15 protein-coding genes, 1 tRNA gene and 1 pseudogene are annotated in these 17,013 nt (G+C 64.3%); 7 read left to right on the top strand and 10 right to left on the bottom strand.

The genetic code is table 11. From position 1 onward, the window contains the following. Positions 1-36: 36 nt before the first annotated feature. From QO058_RS10055 to QO058_RS10035, 5 genes are all read right to left on the bottom strand, one after another. On the bottom strand, positions 37-2,319 hold the full coding sequence (locus QO058_RS10055) for a glycosyltransferase family 4 protein (protein ID WP_284171876.1): 2,283 nt from the start codon (positions 2,317-2,319) through the stop codon (positions 37-39). After that, positions 2,316-3,272, bottom strand: a complete 957-nt coding sequence (locus QO058_RS10050) for a class I mannose-6-phosphate isomerase (RefSeq protein WP_284171875.1) — start codon at positions 3,270-3,272, stop codon at positions 2,316-2,318. The genes QO058_RS10055 and QO058_RS10050 overlap by 4 nt, the downstream gene beginning before the upstream one ends. Before the next feature lie 666 nt (positions 3,273-3,938). Then, positions 3,939-4,445: a YciE/YciF ferroxidase family protein gene (locus tag QO058_RS10045; protein WP_284171874.1), complete on the bottom strand. Its 507-nt coding sequence runs from the start codon at positions 4,443-4,445 to the stop codon at positions 3,939-3,941. Positions 4,446-4,485: 40 nt separating this feature from the next. Next, positions 4,486-5,184 (bottom strand): hypothetical protein, encoded by a 699-nt coding sequence (locus QO058_RS10040; protein WP_284171873.1) that lies wholly within the window; start codon positions 5,182-5,184, stop codon positions 4,486-4,488. A gap of 1,376 nt (positions 5,185-6,560) precedes the next feature. Further along, positions 6,561-6,776: a hypothetical protein gene (locus QO058_RS10035; protein WP_284171872.1), complete on the bottom strand. Its 216-nt coding sequence runs from the start codon at positions 6,774-6,776 to the stop codon at positions 6,561-6,563. Between the two features lie 372 nt (positions 6,777-7,148). On the opposite strand from QO058_RS10035, the gene QO058_RS10030 reads away from it, so the two are divergent. After that, positions 7,149-7,553, top strand: coding sequence for a Ros/MucR family transcriptional regulator (locus QO058_RS10030; protein ID WP_347976247.1), 405 nt, complete (start codon positions 7,149-7,151; stop codon positions 7,551-7,553). Between the two features lie 69 nt (positions 7,554-7,622). On the opposite strand, the gene QO058_RS10025 is transcribed toward QO058_RS10030, so the two are convergent. The 3 genes from QO058_RS10025 to QO058_RS10015 all read right to left on the bottom strand — a co-directional run bounded on the left by QO058_RS10025 (position 7,623) and on the right by QO058_RS10015 (position 8,623). After that, on the bottom strand, positions 7,623-7,865 hold the full coding sequence (locus tag QO058_RS10025) for a hypothetical protein (RefSeq protein ID WP_284171870.1): 243 nt from the start codon (positions 7,863-7,865) through the stop codon (positions 7,623-7,625). A gap of 200 nt (positions 7,866-8,065) precedes the next feature. Next, complete coding sequence (locus QO058_RS10020) at positions 8,066-8,287, bottom strand: hypothetical protein (RefSeq protein WP_284171869.1); 222 nt, start codon at positions 8,285-8,287, stop codon at positions 8,066-8,068. 261 nt (positions 8,288-8,548) lie between these two features. Then, positions 8,549-8,623, bottom strand: a tRNA-Gly gene (locus QO058_RS10015). Positions 8,624-8,851: 228 nt separating this feature from the next. Between QO058_RS10015 and QO058_RS10010 the strand changes: the two genes are divergently transcribed. The 6 genes and pseudogenes from QO058_RS10010 to QO058_RS09985 all read left to right on the top strand — a co-directional run bounded on the left by QO058_RS10010 (position 8,852) and on the right by QO058_RS09985 (position 13,756). Then, complete coding sequence (locus QO058_RS10010) at positions 8,852-9,523, top strand: TIGR02117 family protein (RefSeq protein WP_284171868.1); 672 nt, start codon at positions 8,852-8,854, stop codon at positions 9,521-9,523. Between the two features lie 22 nt (positions 9,524-9,545). After that, positions 9,546-10,097, top strand: coding sequence for a prolyl-tRNA synthetase associated domain-containing protein (locus tag QO058_RS10005; protein ID WP_284171867.1), 552 nt, complete (start codon positions 9,546-9,548; stop codon positions 10,095-10,097). Positions 10,098-10,184: 87 nt separating this feature from the next. Next, on the top strand, positions 10,185-11,084 hold the full coding sequence (gene trxA / locus QO058_RS10000; protein WP_284171866.1) for a thioredoxin: 900 nt from the start codon (positions 10,185-10,187) through the stop codon (positions 11,082-11,084). Positions 11,085-11,105: 21 nt separating this feature from the next. After that, a pseudogene (locus QO058_RS09995) lies at positions 11,106-11,778 on the top strand (LON peptidase substrate-binding domain-containing protein). Then, a complete protein-coding gene (locus QO058_RS09990; RefSeq protein WP_284171865.1) occupies positions 11,775-13,172 on the top strand; it encodes an MFS transporter in 1,398 nt (465 codons plus the stop codon). The pseudogene QO058_RS09995 and the gene QO058_RS09990 overlap by 4 nt, the downstream one beginning before the upstream one ends. Before the next feature lie 122 nt (positions 13,173-13,294). Then, on the top strand, positions 13,295-13,756 hold the full coding sequence (locus QO058_RS09985) for a hypothetical protein (protein WP_284171864.1): 462 nt from the start codon (positions 13,295-13,297) through the stop codon (positions 13,754-13,756). Positions 13,757-13,862: 106 nt separating this feature from the next. On the opposite strand, the gene QO058_RS09980 is transcribed toward QO058_RS09985, so the two are convergent. Both QO058_RS09980 and QO058_RS09975 read right to left on the bottom strand, forming a co-directional pair. Further along, positions 13,863-16,256, bottom strand: a complete 2,394-nt coding sequence (locus QO058_RS09980) for a transketolase-like TK C-terminal-containing protein (RefSeq protein WP_284171863.1) — start codon at positions 16,254-16,256, stop codon at positions 13,863-13,865. Between the two features lie 112 nt (positions 16,257-16,368). Beyond that, positions 16,369-16,968, bottom strand: coding sequence for a hypothetical protein (locus QO058_RS09975; RefSeq protein WP_284171862.1), 600 nt, complete (start codon positions 16,966-16,968; stop codon positions 16,369-16,371). Between the last annotated feature and the right edge of the window lie 45 nt (positions 16,969-17,013).

Here is a 17,013-nt window from a genome sequence, read left to right as displayed (position 1 = left end):
TCGCCCCCAAGTCGGTTTGTGCGGATCGCCGGAGGCTCAGGCGTGCAAGACCCGAAGCGGCGCCAGTTTCGGGCGGTCCCCGCTCATGCGGGAAAGCTGGCGAATCTCGGCGAGGCTGAGAAGGTAGGATACCACGGATTCGCCGCCGCGGTTCTCATTGGGCCGATCGCGGTGCAGGCCGTCGCGGCAGGCGCCGGTATCCAGGTCGACCAGCGGGGTCGACAGATCGTTCTCACCCATGAACCAGGCGAAAGCTCTCACTGCTTCTGCCCGCCATTGCGGGTCGCCATCGGCACGCCAGGCAGCGAGGCAAGCCGAGATGGTCGCAGTGGCCTCCAGTGGCTGCTGGTCGAATGCCTTCGGCGGGCTAAGCCTGTCGCTGAAGCTGTCCGAGCCCACGGGCCTGAACAGACCGGCGGGCGTGCTCTGCACCCCGACCAGCCAGCGCAGCGAGCGCAGGCCAGCCTCGACATAGACGGGAGCCTGCATCGAAAGCCCGGTGGCGATCAGTGCCTGGGGCAGCCGGGCATTGTCGTAGGAGAGGCCTTCCTCGAACCAGGCCCAGTCCGGCGTCTCGACCGTCGACAGCAAGCCGAGCAGGCGGTCCGCCAGCAAGGAGCGCAGCCGGATGGTCGAGGGCGGCGCCGCGACCACGGCGCAGTAGGCATCGAGGCCGAGCAGTGCGAAACCCCAGGCACGGGGTGAGCTGAAGCTCTCGACGACAGGCAAGGCCTCGGCGAACAGCGCAGTCGCCCAGCGCCGCCGCGACGGGCTCGTGTCGCTGCGCGCGCACTCGCCAAGAGCCCAGAGCGTGCGGCCATGGCTGTCTTCCGAGCCGACCTCCTCGAGCCAGCGTCGATCGAAGCTCATGAAATTGCGGAAACGCTGCGCCTGCGGATTCCAGGCGTGCTGGACGAAGGACGCGAAGCGCGCCGTCAGCGGCTCGGGCAAGCGTTGCTCGCCGCCTCCGCCGAGAGCGCAGGAGAGCAGCAGTGCGCGGGCATTATCGTCGACGCAGTAGCCATGCGTGCGGTCGGGCACGGAATGAACGGCATGCTGGAACAGGCCGGTATCGTCGCACATGCAATGGAGATGCTCGGTGCGCAGCTCCGGTGGCGCCGAAGGCTGGAGGAACGGCCTTGCCTGCGCCGGTCCGGCGACCACGTTCAGCACGCGGCCGCGGCGCACCGTCTCGAATGTGGCGAGGTAGCGCTTTGCGGTCTGTTCCCAGGTCATGGAGCGGCTGCTGGCATAGGCGCGCCGGCGCATGGCCTGCCGCCTCTCGGCATCGGTCAGCAAAGCTGCGATCTCGTCGCCGGTCGCGACGACGTCGCCGAACGGCACCAGGACGCCGCGGCCGTCGGCAAGCAATTCCTGGGCATGCCAATAGGGCGTCGAGACGACCGCCTTTCCGAGGCCGAAGCTGTAGGCCAGCGTGCCCGAGGTCATTTGCGCCTCGTTGAGATAAGGCGTGACGTAGACGTCGCACATCGAGATGAAGCCGAGCAGCGTCTCGCGATCGACGAACTGGTCGAGGAAGACGACATTGTCCTCGATGCCGAGCTCGTGGACACGCTTCTGCAAGCCGATGCGATAGGTTTCGCCCTGCTCGCGGACGAGATGGGGGTGTGTTGCACCCAGGACGACGTAGATGGCGTCGGGCCGCCGTCTCAGGATCGACGGCATCGCATCGATCATTACCTCGATGCCCTTGTTGGGCGACAGCAGGCCGAAGGTCAGGATGACCGAGCGGCCGGCGAAGCCGTGCCTGGCCTTGGCGTCGTCCGGTTCGACAAAGGCGAAATCGGGAATGCCGTGCGCGATCACCTCGATCTTGTCGGCGGGAAGCCGATAGATTGTGCGCAGCAAGTCGCGCCCTTTCTCGGCCATGACGACCACCCGGGAGGAGGAATCGACGATCCGCTCCATGACGCTGCGCTGTGCCGGGCTTGGCTCCGACAAAACGGTATGGAGCGTGGTGACGACCGGCATCGTCAAACGCGACAGCAATCCTGTGACATGCGCGCCCGCTTCGCCGCCGAAGATGCCGAATTCGTGCTGCAGCGAGACCACGTCGAACCGGCCGGCATTCAGGAAATCGGCAGCGCCCGCATAATCCTGTATTTGGTCTTCGCGGATCTGGAAGCCGACGGAGCCTGGATAGTCGTAACCGTCACCATCGTTCATCGCCACGATGGAGGTTGCCAGATCGGGGTCCGATGCGGCGACCGCCTGCTGCAGATCCGTGGTGAAGGTCGCGATGCCGCAGCGGCGCGGCAGCGAGTTGCCGATGAAGGCGATGCGGTGAAGCGGGTTCAAGGTCGTGCCTCCATGAGGGGAGTGGGCGAAACGGCTGGTGCGGTGAGCTGGCGTTGCTGGCGAGATGCGGCACTCATCGGTGTGAGGGCGTCATTGGCCGCAAGGGGGCGAAGAAGGTCTCTGCTGGGTGCTGCGGCCGCGTAGGCCACGAGGCAGGTGAGGCCTTCTTCTCCTGCCTCGATGGAGAGGGTCTCGTTCTCAGCGAAGCAGCCCTCGCCGACACCAGCCTGCGCGGGGCCGAGCCACCCATCGCCGGCGATCACGATCAGCCAGGTCTCGGGCCGGGCACGCAGTTTCCACACGGATCCCGCTGTGAACTCGAGCCGTTCGAGCACGAAGAAGGGGCTCGCCACGAGCAGGGTCCTGGCGTTACCGAGCCGCCGCGGCGGCGCCTGCTCCGCAGCTGGGCCGGCATTGGCGGCAGCAATGCCGGATTCGACGTGGAGCTCGCGACCGCGGCCGTGATCGAACAGGCGGAAGGTTGTGTCGCTGCGCTGCTGGATCTCGGCGAGCACGAGGCCCGGACCGATCGCGTGTATCGTCCCCGCCGGCACGAAGATGACGTCTCCCGCCGCGGCGGTTCGCCAGGACATCTTCTCAACGATCGAGCCGTCCTCGATCGCGACTCGCAACTGCGCCCCTGAGAGCGATGCCTGCAGGCCGACCGCCACCGTGGCGCCGGGCTCGGCAGCAAGCACGTACCAGGCCTCTGTCTTGCCGCGTGTCAGCCCCATCGCCCGGGCGGCATCGTCACCCGGGTGTACCTGGATCGACAGGGCTTCGCATGTGAACAGCAGCTTGAGCAGCAAGGCTGGCTCGAAAGCCGGATCGTGACGCTGCAACCAGATTTCACCGATGGCGACGCCTTGATGATCAATTCCGCTCCACGGCAGGAGGTCGCGTGAACCCCAGGGTTTAGGTACGGCCTGTAAGCGAGCCGGTTCGAGAGCCATGGAGAACTCCAAAGTCGCCGGGCTTCGACAAGTTCGACAGAATTGTCGAACGACGCTGCGGCGGGGCCGGCAAGGCATTGATGTCGGCGGGAGACATCGGGTTCCCTCCGGGCTCGGTCTCTTGTGGGAACGAGTTCGAACCCAGGACTTTTAGTTCTCGACGATCACGGCAGCCGGCAGCTCTTCTCGAGGGCTGCAGTGAGGCTGCCAGCGTGCCTCGAAGTCCGGCAGCAGAAATGGCGACGAAAAGCGGACGGAAATTTCCGTGGCGCGATTGGTCGCGACGACCTCTTTCCTCAGAGCACGATCTCGAAGCGTCAGTGATTTCCGACAAACCGGGAAAGCGCTGCACGCAATAACCCGGCACTCGCGATCAGCGATTTTATTGCTGGTCGCCAAGGATCGGATATGGGTTCGACTCGGCTTTAAACAATGCACGAAAATATTTTTATTTTTAAGGCGACTCAAAATTGATCTTCAACAATAATTTTCTTACCTAAATCATTCTAAAAGGCTGATTACGTGCAGGTATTATTTTTTTCACAAAATCAATTGTTGATATTATTCTGCTCTTTGCCGCGTTCACCTTAGGCAATTTCGCTCGCACGATAAACAATCAAGGCCCGCCGAGTGCCGCTTGGCGGGCCCAATCGCAAGTAAAAGAACTCAGGCCGCTTTCGCGACGGCGGCCGAGTTCGTCGATTTGCTGATTTTGGTCAGCAGCTCGTCCGTCTTGGTCTCCTCGGCAAGGGTCGCGTCGAGCAAAGTGACGGCCTCCTTGTGGCCAAGCTGTTGGGCCCAGGATTTGAGGGTGCCATAGCGGGTCATCTCATAGTGCTCGACCGCCTGCGCGGAGGCCACCAGGCCGGCATCGAGTGCCGGGCTGCCGGCGTAGTCTTCCATGACGGCCTTGCCTTCCTCGAGAATGCCGAGGATGGCGTCGCAGGTCTTGCCGCGGGGCGCCTTGCCGATCGCCTCGAAGACGTCGCCGAGACGCTCGACATGGCCTTCGGTCTCGGTGCGATGGGCCTCGAAAGCCTTCTTCAGCTCGGCGGAATTGGCCGCCTTCGCCATCTTGGGCAGGGCCTTCAGGATCTGCTTCTCGGCGTAATAGACGTCCTTGAGCATGTCGTGGAACAGGTCGTCGAGGGCTTTGGGTGTGTTCGTTACCATGGGTCTCTCCGGCTTTTGAGGGATGTTGCAGGCTTAGTGATCAGACGTCGGCCCTGTCGCGTGCACGGCCACCGACGGTTGCGCCGTAGCTCGACGCCAGCGCGCCGATCAGCATCGCGATGAAAGAAGCCAGGGCGAACGAGGCAGCACCTTTACGGGCGGTATCTGCCGCCTCGCGGGCGGTTTGCTCCGCCTTGGCGGCGGTCTCCTTCGTCTTCGCGATTGCATCGTTGATGCGCTTTTCGGCGTCGGGCTGGCTGATGCCAGTCTGGGCCGCGATGACAGTTGCGACGTAGGTCTTGTCGGCCGGCGCGATGTCTCCATTGCGGATGCTCATGGCGACGATGCGGCCGACCTCGGCGCGAGCCGGAGCGGTGTCGGTCGACGCCGGAGCCGGGCGATCGGCGCGGAACAGGGTGTCGGTCACGTAAGCGGACGGGTCGAGGTTCGACAGGTCGACGCGGCCGGCTGCCTGACTTGCTGCACCGGAGACGGCCGAACCGACGCTCGATGCGGCATTGGCGCCAAGCCGGGCGGTGCCGCCAATAATCGCCGAGGCAGCCGAGGCCAGAAGAACGGCGCTGACAATCGCGCTGACGGCCCAGGTCATGAAGCCGTGAGCGGTATCGCGGAACGCGACCTCGTTGGTGTGCACGCCGACGCGCTTGGTCCGAAGCCGACCGGCGAGGTAGCCGCCGGCACCCGCAGCGATGAGATGAACGAGGGCCAGCCAGATCACGGCGGCGATGCCGAAGGTCGTGGCGGTGACGCCGGCGTTCGTCCATGGCGAGATCGATGTGAAGCCAAGGCCTGCGCCTGCGGCGAGGAGCATCAGGGATATCGACGCGCTTACGACAGCGCCTCCCAGGACCGCACCCCACGATACAGCGGAGGACGCGCGCGCAGTCGTGCCATCGGCGAGGCCGCTAGCGGTATAGTCTGTCATAGCTGAAGCACTTTAAGGGCGTCGCCTACTCGGCAATCGCGTTGCGGACGACCTGTTGGCCGTTTTATGTCGGTGCAACTGCCGAGCGCGTGAACAGTTCCGGATGACCCATCAGAAAGCTGTCGCGCCATCCGCGGATCCGACGTGTCGCCGAGAGATATCAACTACGACCTCGATCGATCGAGCCTTACGGGTTCTGTCTGCAGAGCATCGCGGTTAAATCTTGAGGGTGCGGGCGGCGCTCTTCGCAGGATAAGCCAGCAGGTTAGCAGAACGGTTAGAAGAACTATTGCGTAAAACCATTCGGTGCGATTTGGATTTCGGCGCATTTAAGCGTACTCATGCAGGCACCAGCCGAGCGAATAACACTTCTTAATTTCAGTTGTTCCGTAGATTTATTTATGGTGAGCAATTTAAAATTTAGGTTGAGTTTGGTTCTTTAAAAACTGCCATTGGAGGGAGGCCAGCCTCCTTCGTCTGATAGCCGTTTTCCGATCTCGTATGCGGCACGCAGGTGCGGCAGATCGGCTAAAGGCTCCGTCAGGAACCCACCAGGCGCGCAAGGTCAGCTTTCCACCCATTGCAAACGAACGCGGCTGAGCAGGCCGGCGCGATATTTGCGCCTTGGGCTCAGTCCGATTTCTGACGGCGGCGATCTCTTAAAAATTGATCGGTTCAGACAGTGCGCAATGGTCAACGCTGTTCCGACCGCAACAGCCAATGGCTGTCCGCCGCGGCCCGATTGATGACATTGCGAGCCGATCCCGAAGGACTCTGTCGGCGTTCACAATGTGAGTGGCAGTCACAGGGTAAGAGCCGCAATGGAAACGGGAGCCGGAAAATGATCAGGGCAACTCTCGCCAGCTTGGCCGGCGCCTGGGGCGCACGTGATATTGAGCAAGGAGATATCCCAGAGGGATTCTCAATGCCGCTCACGCTCTTGGTCGCCCGGCTTCCAGCACCTGTGCTCATCGCCGGGGCGATAGGTTACGGCATCTATCGCATGAATATCGAAGGCCGAGCGAAATGGGCCAAAGACATAACTCCAAAATCGCGTGCCAAGCCTCCGGTTCGAAAGGGAACCTCGAAACCTCGATCGCGCGCCAGGTAACTCCCCGGCGAAGTTACGCAGCCCCTGAGTGATCTGCAATCTGTCCAGAATCGCGAACTCAGCGCGAAGGGCCCTCGGGAAAGACCGTTTCAAGATCGTCAGCGAGTACGCAGAACCGCCTCGTTAGAGAGGCTGCGATTTTCAGAAGGTCAAGCTGGCCGTCGATCAAGACCGATTGAAGATCTCGATTGTCGAAGTCGCTGCCGCGGTTCGGAAGCTGCTTTTCAATCTCGAGATAGATCGCTTCTGCCAGCCGTTCGCAATCGCACGACATGCGTAATCCGGTCCTTCGATTTCTGCCTTTGCTACAGATGGGATCGGAATTTTTGAATGAAACCCCGGGGAGGCGCATGTACGGGAAACCGTATTGCGATACGCATTCCCCCGCCGACGCCATCCGCGTCGCAATGCCGGCCGCCGAATTCGCCGGCCTCGGCCAAAACCGCAAAAGCCTTCAGCGAGCGGTGAGGATCACGCATCCAGAAGGAATCCTAGTCGATCTCGCGCATTGCGAGTGAATTGCCTGGATTTGATGTCGTATAGACGGCGACAGCCGTTGCTTTTGGGGTCAACGCTCACTTAAAATGACAGTGTCTATTCTGAGGTCAAAAGCGTAATGTCAAGAAATTCAACGGAATTGCTCGAATTGTCTGCGATGGTAGTCGCGGCCTTCGTTCGCCATAACCGCCTTCCCCTGGCCGAGCTTGCCGGTCTCATTGAACAGACCCATGCAGCGCTGGGCCGCCTCGGCCAGGAGCCGGCAGCCCCGCCGGCCGAAAAGCCTGTTCCGGCGGTCCCGATCAGGAAATCCGTGACGCCTGACGCCATCTACAGCCTGGAGGACGGCAAGCCGTTCAAATCGCTGAAACGGCATCTGCGCTCGGCCTACGACATGTCCCCGGACGAATACCGCGCCAAATGGGATCTGCCGGCCGATTATCCGATGGTCGCCCCGAACTACGCCGAAACGCGCTCGCAAATGGCCAAGAGCCTGGGCCTCGGCCGGAAGAAGGGGCAGGCCGCCCCGCAAAGGCGAGAGAAGAGGGGCTGACCTAAGCTCCTGCGACAGCAGCGCCCTCGTCCGAGCGATGACTTCAATGCGGACGTGACCGCTTCCTCCCTAGCTGACATCCCGCCAGGTCACGCGTATCTTCCGCTTTGCCTCCTCGATGTCGTGACAACGGCCAAACTCGGCTGGCGACCGATGTTTGCCCTTTGACATCGCCCAGTGCCATCGCGGCGAGCCGTCCGGAGCGTACTTGTCGTGCGTGATGACGGCGATTTTCTCACCGGTTTCGTCTTCGACATGGAAGAGGTGATCGATTTCCGGCCACGTCCGCCGAACCCAAATTCGCGCCGCCATTGTTTGCCTCCCGCCAACCAGATGTTCTTAGTTTGTTCCGGAGAGCGAGATCAAGAGCATATCCGGACACAAGGCAGCGCACGTGCGGAAAGCAGACGAAATGCAGCCGATCGGGGAGCACGACAGTAAGCGAACGGCACCAGGCGTGCTGGGCGACGTTTCACATGCCCTGGTGGATGGAGCGGGTTACTTTTGGACGGTCAGTTAGGGGTTTCAGGCTCGTCAAGCATTTCGTGTATCGGCTCGGCCGCCTTTTCCGTCGAGATCGTCGTGACGCCCGAACTCGCAAGCCGGTCGAACATTTTCGCCACCGCTGCGATAGCGTCGCGCTCAGCTGAGATGGCCAAAGTGGCCTGAGCTAGGGCCGTGTCTCGATTGGCAAGAACAATCGGAGTCGACGACGAATGCAGCGTCGTCGCCATTTATGCGTCTAATGATCCCCAAACAGATCAACTATCTTGACGCGGCGTGTCACGACGCAAAGGCGATTGCCTGCGCAGAGGCGCGCATTGCGTCCGCAACGCCTCTGAATCTCCAGCCGACAAGCCAAATTTTTGCTGCGCCGCACAACGCGGCAAATGCTTTCTGCTGCTTGCCCTGCTTCCCGGCGGCGCCAGAGGGGCGGAGAAGCAGAAAGCGCCCCGAAGGGCGTACGCTAAGCGCTTGATTCTGTTGAGATTGTCTGGAGCGGGCGAAGGGATTCGAACCCTCGACCCCAACCTTGGCAAGGTTGTGCTCTACCCCTGAGCTACACCCGCATCCGAGACAGCCGCGCCGGTGGCGCGGCCGGGTTATTGCCCCAAAGCGGCGGCAAGCGCAAGCGCCTTGTTGCAGGAATTTCACACAGACCCGCGACGGGGCCAATTCTGCCCGTTGGAATCTGGACTTCCCAGCCTGTCGTTCCGATCTTCCCGCTTCAGCGATGAAGCGGGATCGGCATGGCGAAGGCGGCGGTAAGAGGCAGGGGCGAACGATTCGCGCGCGGGATGCTCCGCGTTGCGTTGATCTTGGTCGCATTGGTTCTCCTCTCCGCACTAGCGATCGTCGTTGGCGCCATTCCGCTTGCTTCCGGCCCGGCCCAGCCCGGCGAACGAAATGTCACGATCTATGTCGCGAGCAATGGCTTCCACAGCGACATCGTGCTGCCGACGGTAAGCGCAAATAGGGATTGGCGGCCGCTGCTGGCGGTCCCGCCATTGACCAAGCCCTATCGCGACGCGCCCTTTGTCGCTTTCGGCTGGGGCGCCGAGACGGCCTATACCGAGCTTGGCACCCTGGCCGATCTGTCGCTGGGCCTGATCCTGAAGGCCACCGCCTTCGATCGTTCTGTCGTGCATGTCCAGCCGGTGGCGGCGGTCCAGACAGGGATGGATCTGCGCAGCTTCACGATCAGCGAAGCGGGTTATCGCGCGCTCGTCGGCCATGTCGAGGCAAGCCTTGAGCTGGACGAGGCGGGCGGGCCCGTGATCCTGCCCGGAATCACGCATGGCGCCGGCGATGCTTTCCTGCGCGGGCGCGATCGCTTCTGGCTGTTGCGCAGCTGCAATGTCTGGGTCGGGGAGGGCCTGCGCAAGGCAGGCCTGCCGGTCGGGCTCTGGACGCCGCTCGTGCAATCGCTCATGTGGTCGCTCGGCCCTGGCGATGCCGGGGAGCGCTGACCAGAAAGCCCGAGCTGCCCGGATGAACTTCGCCCTGCCGATCGATATACCAAAGCCGGCGGCACCCGCCGACCTGATCGCCGCACTTGACGCGCTCGGCCTCGCGACCACGCGCATCGACCATGTCGCGGTCTTCACCGTCGCCGAATCGAAGGAATTGCGCGGCAAGGTCCCCGGCCACCACACCAAGAACCTGTTCCTCAAGGACAAGAAGGGGAAGCTCTTCCTGGTCTCGGCGCTGGAGAGCACGCGGATCGACCTGAAGCGGCTGCACGAGACGCTCGGCGCTAGCGGCCGGCTCTCCTTCGGTTCGGCGGAGCTCCTAATGGAGACGCTCGGGGTTACGCCGGGCTCGGTCACGGCCTTCGCCGTGATCAACGATCGCGGCAGGCGCGTTACCATGGTGCTCGACGCCGCCTTGATGGACGGGGATCGCATGAACTTCCATCCGCTGATCAACACGGCGACGCTCGGCATCGCACGCGACGACATGCTCGCCTTCCTGCGCGCAACCGGGCACGAGCCGCAGATCGTTGAACTTCCAGTGCCGTCGGACGATGGACAGAATGGCTGAAGCCACCCATCTATGGGACGGCCCGCTACGGCGGACATCCGGTTTCCCGGTTTTCAAGTCGACAGATTGCTAAGCGAAGGACGAGCCATGCTGGTCAATGGCGACGCGGCCCCGGACCAGGGGCTGATCAAGGATACGACGACGCAGGGCTTTCGCCAGGATGTCGTCACCGAATCGATGAACCAGCCGGTGCTGGTCGATTTCTGGGCGCCCTGGTGCGGCCCGTGCAAGCAGCTCACCCCGGTGATCGAGAAGGTGGTCAACGAGGCCGGCGGCAAGGTCAAGCTGGTCAAGATGAACATCGACGAGCATCCGGCGATTCCGGGCCAGCTCGGCATCCAGTCTATTCCCGCGGTGATCGCCTTCCAGCGTGGCCAGCCGGTGGACGGCTTCATGGGCGCTCAGCCCGAGAGCCAGGTGAAGGCCTTCATCGAGAAGCTCGTGGGGCCAATTGGCCCCGGGCCGATCGAGGAGGTGCTGGCAGCTGCGGCGGAGGCGCTGGAGGCAGGCGACGCCGCCGGTGCGAGCGAACTCTATGCCGAGGTTCTCGCAGCCGAGCCGGAGAACGTCGTGGCGATCGCCGGCCTGGCACGCTTGCATCTCGACGCCGGCGACATCGAGGGCGCCAAGGGCTTCCTCGCGATGGTGCCGGAAACGAAGACGCAGGAATCGGCCGTGGCTGCGGTCAGGGCCGCGGTCGAGCTTGCCGAGCAGGCTGCCTCGCTCGGCGACACGGCAGAGCTCGAGGCCAAGCTCGCTGCCAACCCGAAGGACCATCAGGCCCGTTTCGATCTGGCTTTGGCGCTGAATGGCCGCGACAGGCGCGAGGAGGCGGTCGATCATCTGATCGCGATCATCAAGGCCGATCGCAAATGGAACGACGACGGCGCCCGCAAGCAGCTGCTGCAGCTGTTCGAGGCCTGGGGGCCGATGGACGAGCACAGCGTCGCCGGCCGTCGCAAGCTGTCGGTCCTGCTGTTTTCGTGAGCTGAAGAGGAGCGCGAGCCCATGGGCATGAACGCGGTCTATTCCGGGCCGGAAGACTGCCCGGCGGTGATCCCGCTGTTTCCGCTCGCGGGTGCGCTGCTGCTGCCGCGCGGCCAGATGCCGCTCAACATCTTCGAGCCGCGCTATCTCACCATGATCGACGACGCGCTGCGCACGCATCGCGTCATCGGCATGATCCAGCCCGAACCGGAGAACGGGCGCCAGTCGCAGGTGCCGGCGCTGCTCCAGGTCGGTTGCCTCGGCCGCATCACCCAGTTCGCCGAGACCGGGGATGATCGCTACGTCATCACGCTCACCGGCGTCGCGCGCTTCCGGCTGGAGGAGGAGCTTTCCGTCACCACGCCCTATCGCCAGGGCCGCATCGCCTATGATGGCTTTACGCTCGATTTCCAGGCGCGCGCGGGTGAGGAGGGAGGTCGATCGCCCCGGTCTCATCAAGGCGCTGCGCCGCTTCGCCAAGGCGAACGAGCTCAAGATCGACTGGAAGGGCGTCAACGAGGCGCCGAACGAGGCGCTGGTCAACGCGCTCTCGATGATGTGCCCGTTCGGCCCGCCCGAGAAGCAGGCGCTGCTCGAGGCGCCGAGCCTGAAGAGCCGGGCCGAGGTACTGGTCGCGATCACCGAGATCGAGCTGGCGCGGGGCGGTTCCGACCCGGAAACGACGCTGCAGTGAGCGTCGTTTCCCTGCCTGCTTCCGACGAAGCGTCGGCGGTCTACCCGCCGCGGCGCTCGATCGTCGCCTGGATCTTTTTCGACTGGTCGGCCCAGCCCTTCTTCACCCTGGTCACCACCTTCGTCTTCGCGCCCTTCTTCGCGTCGGCGCTGGCGAGCAATCCGGCTGAGGGCCAGGCACTCTGGGGCTATGCGACGGGTCTCGCCGGGCTCGCCATCGCACTGGTCTCGCCCCTGCTCGGCGGCATCGCCGACAAGACCGGGCCGCGCAAACCCTGGATCGCGGTGTTCGGCGCCATGCTCGTCATCGGCTCGGCGATGCTCTGGTTCGCCAGGCCCGGTTCGCCCTGGGCGGTGCCGATCGCACTCGCCGGCTTCGTCATCGGCACGATCGGCGCGGAATTCGCGACGACCTTCAACAATGCGATGATGACGCGGCTGGTGCCGCCAGAGAAGCTCGGGCGGCTCTCGGGCACGGGCTGGGCGGTCGGCTATCTCGGCGGCCTGGTCTCGCTGGCGCTGACGCTCGGGCTTCTCGCCGCCGATCCGCAGACCGGCAAGACCTTGGCGGGCCTGTCGCCCCTGTTCGGGCTCGATGCCGCCGCCCGCGAGGGCGATCGCTTCTCGGGACCGCTCACCGCGCTCTGGTTCGTGATCTTCGTCACGCCGATGTTCCTGCTGACGCCGGATACGCCGCGCACCGGCATTCCGCTCAAGGCGGCGGCGGCTGGTGGCTTCTCGCATCTCAAGGCGACGATTGCCGAACTGCCCTCGCTGCCGGGGCTCGGCCGCTTCCTGCTCGCCAACATGATCTATCAGGACGGGCTGGTCGCGCTCTTCGCCTTCGGCGGCATCTACGGCGCCGGGGTGTTCGGCTGGCAGACGATCGAGCTCGGCGTGTTCGGCATCCTGCTCACCGTCACCGGCACGTTCGGCGCCTGGCTCGGCGGCAAGCTCGACGATCGCCTCGGTGGCAAGCCGGTGATCCTCGGCGCCATCGCCTGCCTGCTCTTCGCCTGCATCGGCATCCTCTCGCTCGGGCCGGGACAGGTCGCCTTCGTGATCGAGGCGGCGCCGGCGACGCTCGGCGACGGGCTCTTCGCCTCGTTGCCGGAGAAGGTCTATCTCGGCCTCGGGCTGCTGATCGGCCTCGTCGCCGGCCCCTTGCAGGCCTCCTCGCGCAGCCTGCTCGCCCGGATCGCGCCGCCAGCCCGGATCGGCGAGTTCTTCGGCCTGTTCGCGCTGGCCGGCAAGGTGACCTCGTTCCTCGGGCCGACTTTGGTTGCGCTGGCGACGACGATCTTCGCCAGCCAGCGCGCGGGCCTGGCGGTGCTGATCGGGTTTTTCCTGCTGGGCGGCTGGCTGCTGGCAGGGGTGAAGGTGAAGCGGCCCTAGTCTAACGCTGGGCGCATGCCTGGCATCGCTGCCGACTCCGGCTGGCAGCAGGCGCGCTATCGTTGCCCGCAAGCGGGTTCAAAGCCTGACTGCGCGGGAGGATGACAGTGCGGATCGTGGAAATGGACGCGCCCGCCGGGCAGGGCGCCCAGCTGAAACGGGTCGCGATCGGCGACAACCTCGTCGCGCCGCAAGCGGTGCTGAAATGGTATGAGATCGCCGAGGCGGGCATCGAGGCTGCGATCGTCGCGCTGGCGCGGCAGGCGGCGGAAGGCTTTGCCGCCGGCCGGCACGGCGAGGTCGGTTTCGCCATCCTGCACCGCTGCGGCGAGCACTTCCATTTCCTACTGCTCTGCACCTGGCGCGGCACTAACGAGCTCTGGGAAACCGTGCAGTTCATCGATGAGGGCATGGCGGCGTTTGCGCCCTTCGACGCGCCTCATGCCCATCGCGGGACGTTCTGCATCTGGGAGATGACCGCGGTTTCGCACGAGACCGCGGCATGGCGGAGGTTCCTGCTCTCGCCACGCCGCGAGGCCGATCTCGAAGACTATCTGCGCAATCGCTACGCCGGCGAGGCGTGAAAGAGCGTCATTCCCGGGCGGAGCGAAGCGCAGACCCGAGAATCTCGTGACCAGTGAGAGCTGGTTTCCGAGATGCTCGGGTCAAGCCCGAGCATGACGGCCTGCCTTACGGCAGCGACTTCAGGTATCTTACCGGCCGGCCCGGCGCCGCGGCGTTTGCCGCGTGCACGATCGCGTTCGCGTCGATGCCGAAATGGCGGTAGAGGTCGGCGACCGTGCCGGTCTGGCCGAAATGCTCGACTCCGAGCGCCTTTTGTCTGTGGCCATGGACGCTGCCGAGCCAGGCCAGCGTCGCCGGATGGCCGTCCAGCACCGAGACGATGCCGCAATCGCGCGAGAGCTCGCCGAGCAGGCGCTCGACATGGCTGGTGGCGGCCTGGTTGCCGCGCTGGCGCGCCCGCTCAGCCGCCTGCCAGCCGGCATTGAGCCGGTCGGCCGAGGTGATGGCGAGCAGGCCGACGTCGCGGCGGTCCTCGCCGAGCAGGCCGACGGCCTCGATCGCTTCGGGTGCGACGGCGCCGGTATAGGCGATGACGACCGAGGCGTTCGGGCCGGGCTTGCGTAGCCAATAGGCGCCGTCGATGATGTCGCGCTCCAGCTCCGGCGTCATGGCGCGCTTGGGTTGCTCGACCTGGCGGGTCGAGAGCCGCAAGTAGACCGAGCCGCCGGTCTCGTCGCGCAGCCAGGTGCGCTCGTCCGGGTCGCCCTCGCCATCCTTCTGCAGGTACTCGAACGACCAGCGCATCATCACTGCAAGCTCGTCGACGAAGGCGGGCTCGAAGGCGCAGAGACCGTCCTGGCTCATGCCGATCAGGGGCGTCGCGATCGACTGGTGCGCGCCGCCCTCGGGCGCGAGCGTGACGCCGGCGGGCGTCGCGACGACCATGAAGCGCGCGTCCTGGTAGCAGGCATAGTTCAGCGCGTCTAAGCCGCGCGAGATGAAGGGATCGTAGAGCGTGCCGATTGGGATCAATCGCTCGCCGAAGATCGAGTGTGACAGCCCAAGCGCCGAGAGGTTGATGAACAGGTTCATCTCGGCGATGCCGAGCTCGATATGCTGGCCCTTGGGAGAGAACTCCCATTTCTGCATCGAGGGGATGCGCTCGTCCTTGAAGGTGTCGGCCATCGAGGCCCGTGCGAACAGGCCGCGCCGGTTGACCCAGGGGCCGAGATTGGTCGAGACGGTGACGTCGGGCGCGGTGGTGACGATGCGGTCGGCGAGCGGCCCGCCGAGCTTGGCCAACTCGTCGAGCACCTTGCCGAAGCCCATCTGGGTGGACGTCACCGCCTGGATGCCGGCTTCCAGCTTGGCCGGGACAGGCAAGGCGGGCGACGAATGGCGCCGGCGGCCCTTGGCGAAGAAGGGCACCTTGTCGAGGAAGGCGCGGATCTCCTTCTCCGGCAGCGTCAGCCCTTCGAACAGATCCCATTCATGGCCGGGGCGGACCTTGTTGGCGGTCTTGAAGCCCTCCATCTGCTCCTTGGTCATCAACCCGGAATGGTTGTCCTTGTGCCCGGCCAACGGCAGACCGAAGCCCTTGACCGTGTAGGCCAGGAAACAGACCGGCCGGTCGTGGTCGATAGCCTCGAAGGCTTCGAGGATCGAGGGCAGGTCGTGCCCGCCGAGATTGCACATCAGCGCCGAGAGTTCGGCATCGGAACGCTTCTCGATCAGCTTGGTCACCGGGCCCTGATCCCCGAGATCGTCCATCAGCCGCTTGCGCCAGGCTGCGCCGCCCTGGAAGGTCAGGGCCGAGTAGAGCTGGTTCGGGCAGGAATCGATCCAGGCCTTCAGCCGCTCGCCGCCCTTTTCCTTGAAGGCGGCCTGCTGCAGCGAGCCGTATTTCAGCGTCACGACATCCCAGCCGAAATTCTTGAACATTTGCTCGAAGCGGTCGTAGAGGCCCTCGCGGATGACAGCGTCGAGCGACTGGCGATTATAGTCGATCACCCACCAGGTGTTGCGCAGGCCGTGCTTCCAGCCCTCCATCAGGGCCTCGAAGATGTTGCCCTCGTCGAGCTCGGCATCGCCGATCAGCGCGACCATGCGCCCTTCCGGCGCGTCCTTGGCCCAGCCATGGGCCTTCACATAGTCCTGGACCAGCGAGGAGAAGAGCGTCTGCGCCACGCCGAGGCCGACCGAGCCGGTCGAGAAATCGACGTCGTCGATGTCCTTGGTGCGCGAGGGATAGCTCTGCGCGCCCTTGTAGCCGCGGAAGTTCTCAAGCTTCTCCTGCGTCTGCAGTCCCATCAGATAGTTGATGGCGTGGAAGACCGGCGAGGCGTGCGGCTTCACCGCGACCCGGTCCTGCGGCTTCAGCGCGGCCATATAGAGCGCGGTCATGATGGTGGCGAGGGAGGCCGAGGAGGCCTGGTGGCCGCCGACCTTCATCCCGTCCTCATTGGCACGGATGTGATTGGCGTTGTGGATCGTCCACGAGGCCAACCAGAGGATCTTCTTCTCGAGCTCGGCGAGGATGGGTAGACGGGGATCGGACATGATGGCCTCCAGCGCAGGTCATCATGCATGGTTCGCGTGGTGAAAGCAGCTAAAGATCAGCTCCAACGTTGCCGGATTTGGCGGAAACCACCAAGATTGCCGGCAGTTCCTATTAGGGTGGCTGCTGCGGCAGGAGCCAATTCCTGTAGTCCTCGGCAAAATTGCCCGTCAACCGATCGATCGGCGCTGCCAGGAAGGCAGCATCGACGAGCGTGCCGCCTATGCCCTCGCCGGCGCGCGCGATCGACCGCTGCCCTGGGTGGGACAGGATCGGCACGCCGGTCTTGGCGTCGATGATCATAACGCCCGCAGTCATCTCATGCGGGCCTCCGACGAGGATGCGCTGAATGATCGAGGTCAGGCGGAGCTCGCGCAGCGCCACCACGACCTTGACCGGTCGCTGACCGACGAGCACAGGCCTGAGCTCGTGTTCGAGAGCGCCGGAGATCTTGTCCGAGGCGGCCTTGGCGATGAAAGCGCGGGCTTCCGGCGTCTTCGACAGCTCTTCCGAATTCTGTTCCGGCAGGCCCTTGCTGCGGGCATAGGCCCGGTCGCCATCGCCCCACCACAGGGTCGTCGCCGGGGTGATCTCGACGGTCACTGTCGTCAGGCGCAGTGTCTCGACCTGTTGCGGCGAGAGCGGATTGGGAACGGTGGCGCAGCCCGCGAGCGCGGCCGCGAGAAGGCAGAGCGAAAACAGGCGGTTGAGCATGTCGGAATCCGAGAGGAGGGAGCCCGACTAGACCTGAGTCGGGCT

The organism is Bosea vestrisii, assembly GCF_030144325.1.
In the GTDB taxonomy this organism is placed as follows: Bacteria; Pseudomonadota; Alphaproteobacteria; order Rhizobiales; family Beijerinckiaceae; genus Allobosea; species Allobosea vestrisii_A.
This window is presented reverse-complemented; position numbering and strand designations above follow the sequence as displayed.

What these genes read in the sequence shown, in the direction of transcription:
- QO058_RS10020 (WP_284171869.1), bottom strand. Translation starts at nt 8,287, where the DNA reads ATGGCGACGACGCTGCATTCGTCGTCGACTCCGATTGTTCTTGCCAAT.
- QO058_RS10050 (WP_284171875.1), bottom strand. Translation starts at nt 3,272, where the DNA reads ATGGCTCTCGAACCGGCTCGCTTACAGGCCGTACCTAAACCCTGGGGT.
- QO058_RS09975 (WP_284171862.1), bottom strand. Translation starts at nt 16,968, where the DNA reads ATGCTCAACCGCCTGTTTTCGCTCTGCCTTCTCGCGGCCGCGCTCGCG.
- QO058_RS10025 (WP_284171870.1), bottom strand. Translation starts at nt 7,865, where the DNA reads ATGGCGGCGCGAATTTGGGTTCGGCGGACGTGGCCGGAAATCGATCAC.
- QO058_RS10035 (WP_284171872.1), bottom strand. Translation starts at nt 6,776, where the DNA reads ATGTCGTGCGATTGCGAACGGCTGGCAGAAGCGATCTATCTCGAGATT.
- QO058_RS10045 (WP_284171874.1), bottom strand. Translation starts at nt 4,445, where the DNA reads ATGGTAACGAACACACCCAAAGCCCTCGACGACCTGTTCCACGACATG.
- trxA (WP_284171866.1), top strand. Translation starts at nt 10,185, where the DNA reads ATGCTGGTCAATGGCGACGCGGCCCCGGACCAGGGGCTGATCAAGGAT.
- QO058_RS10010 (WP_284171868.1), top strand. Translation starts at nt 8,852, where the DNA reads ATGCTCCGCGTTGCGTTGATCTTGGTCGCATTGGTTCTCCTCTCCGCA.
- QO058_RS09985 (WP_284171864.1), top strand. Translation starts at nt 13,295, where the DNA reads ATGGACGCGCCCGCCGGGCAGGGCGCCCAGCTGAAACGGGTCGCGATC.
- QO058_RS09980 (WP_284171863.1), bottom strand. Translation starts at nt 16,256, where the DNA reads ATGTCCGATCCCCGTCTACCCATCCTCGCCGAGCTCGAGAAGAAGATC.
- QO058_RS10005 (WP_284171867.1), top strand. Translation starts at nt 9,546, where the DNA reads ATGAACTTCGCCCTGCCGATCGATATACCAAAGCCGGCGGCACCCGCC.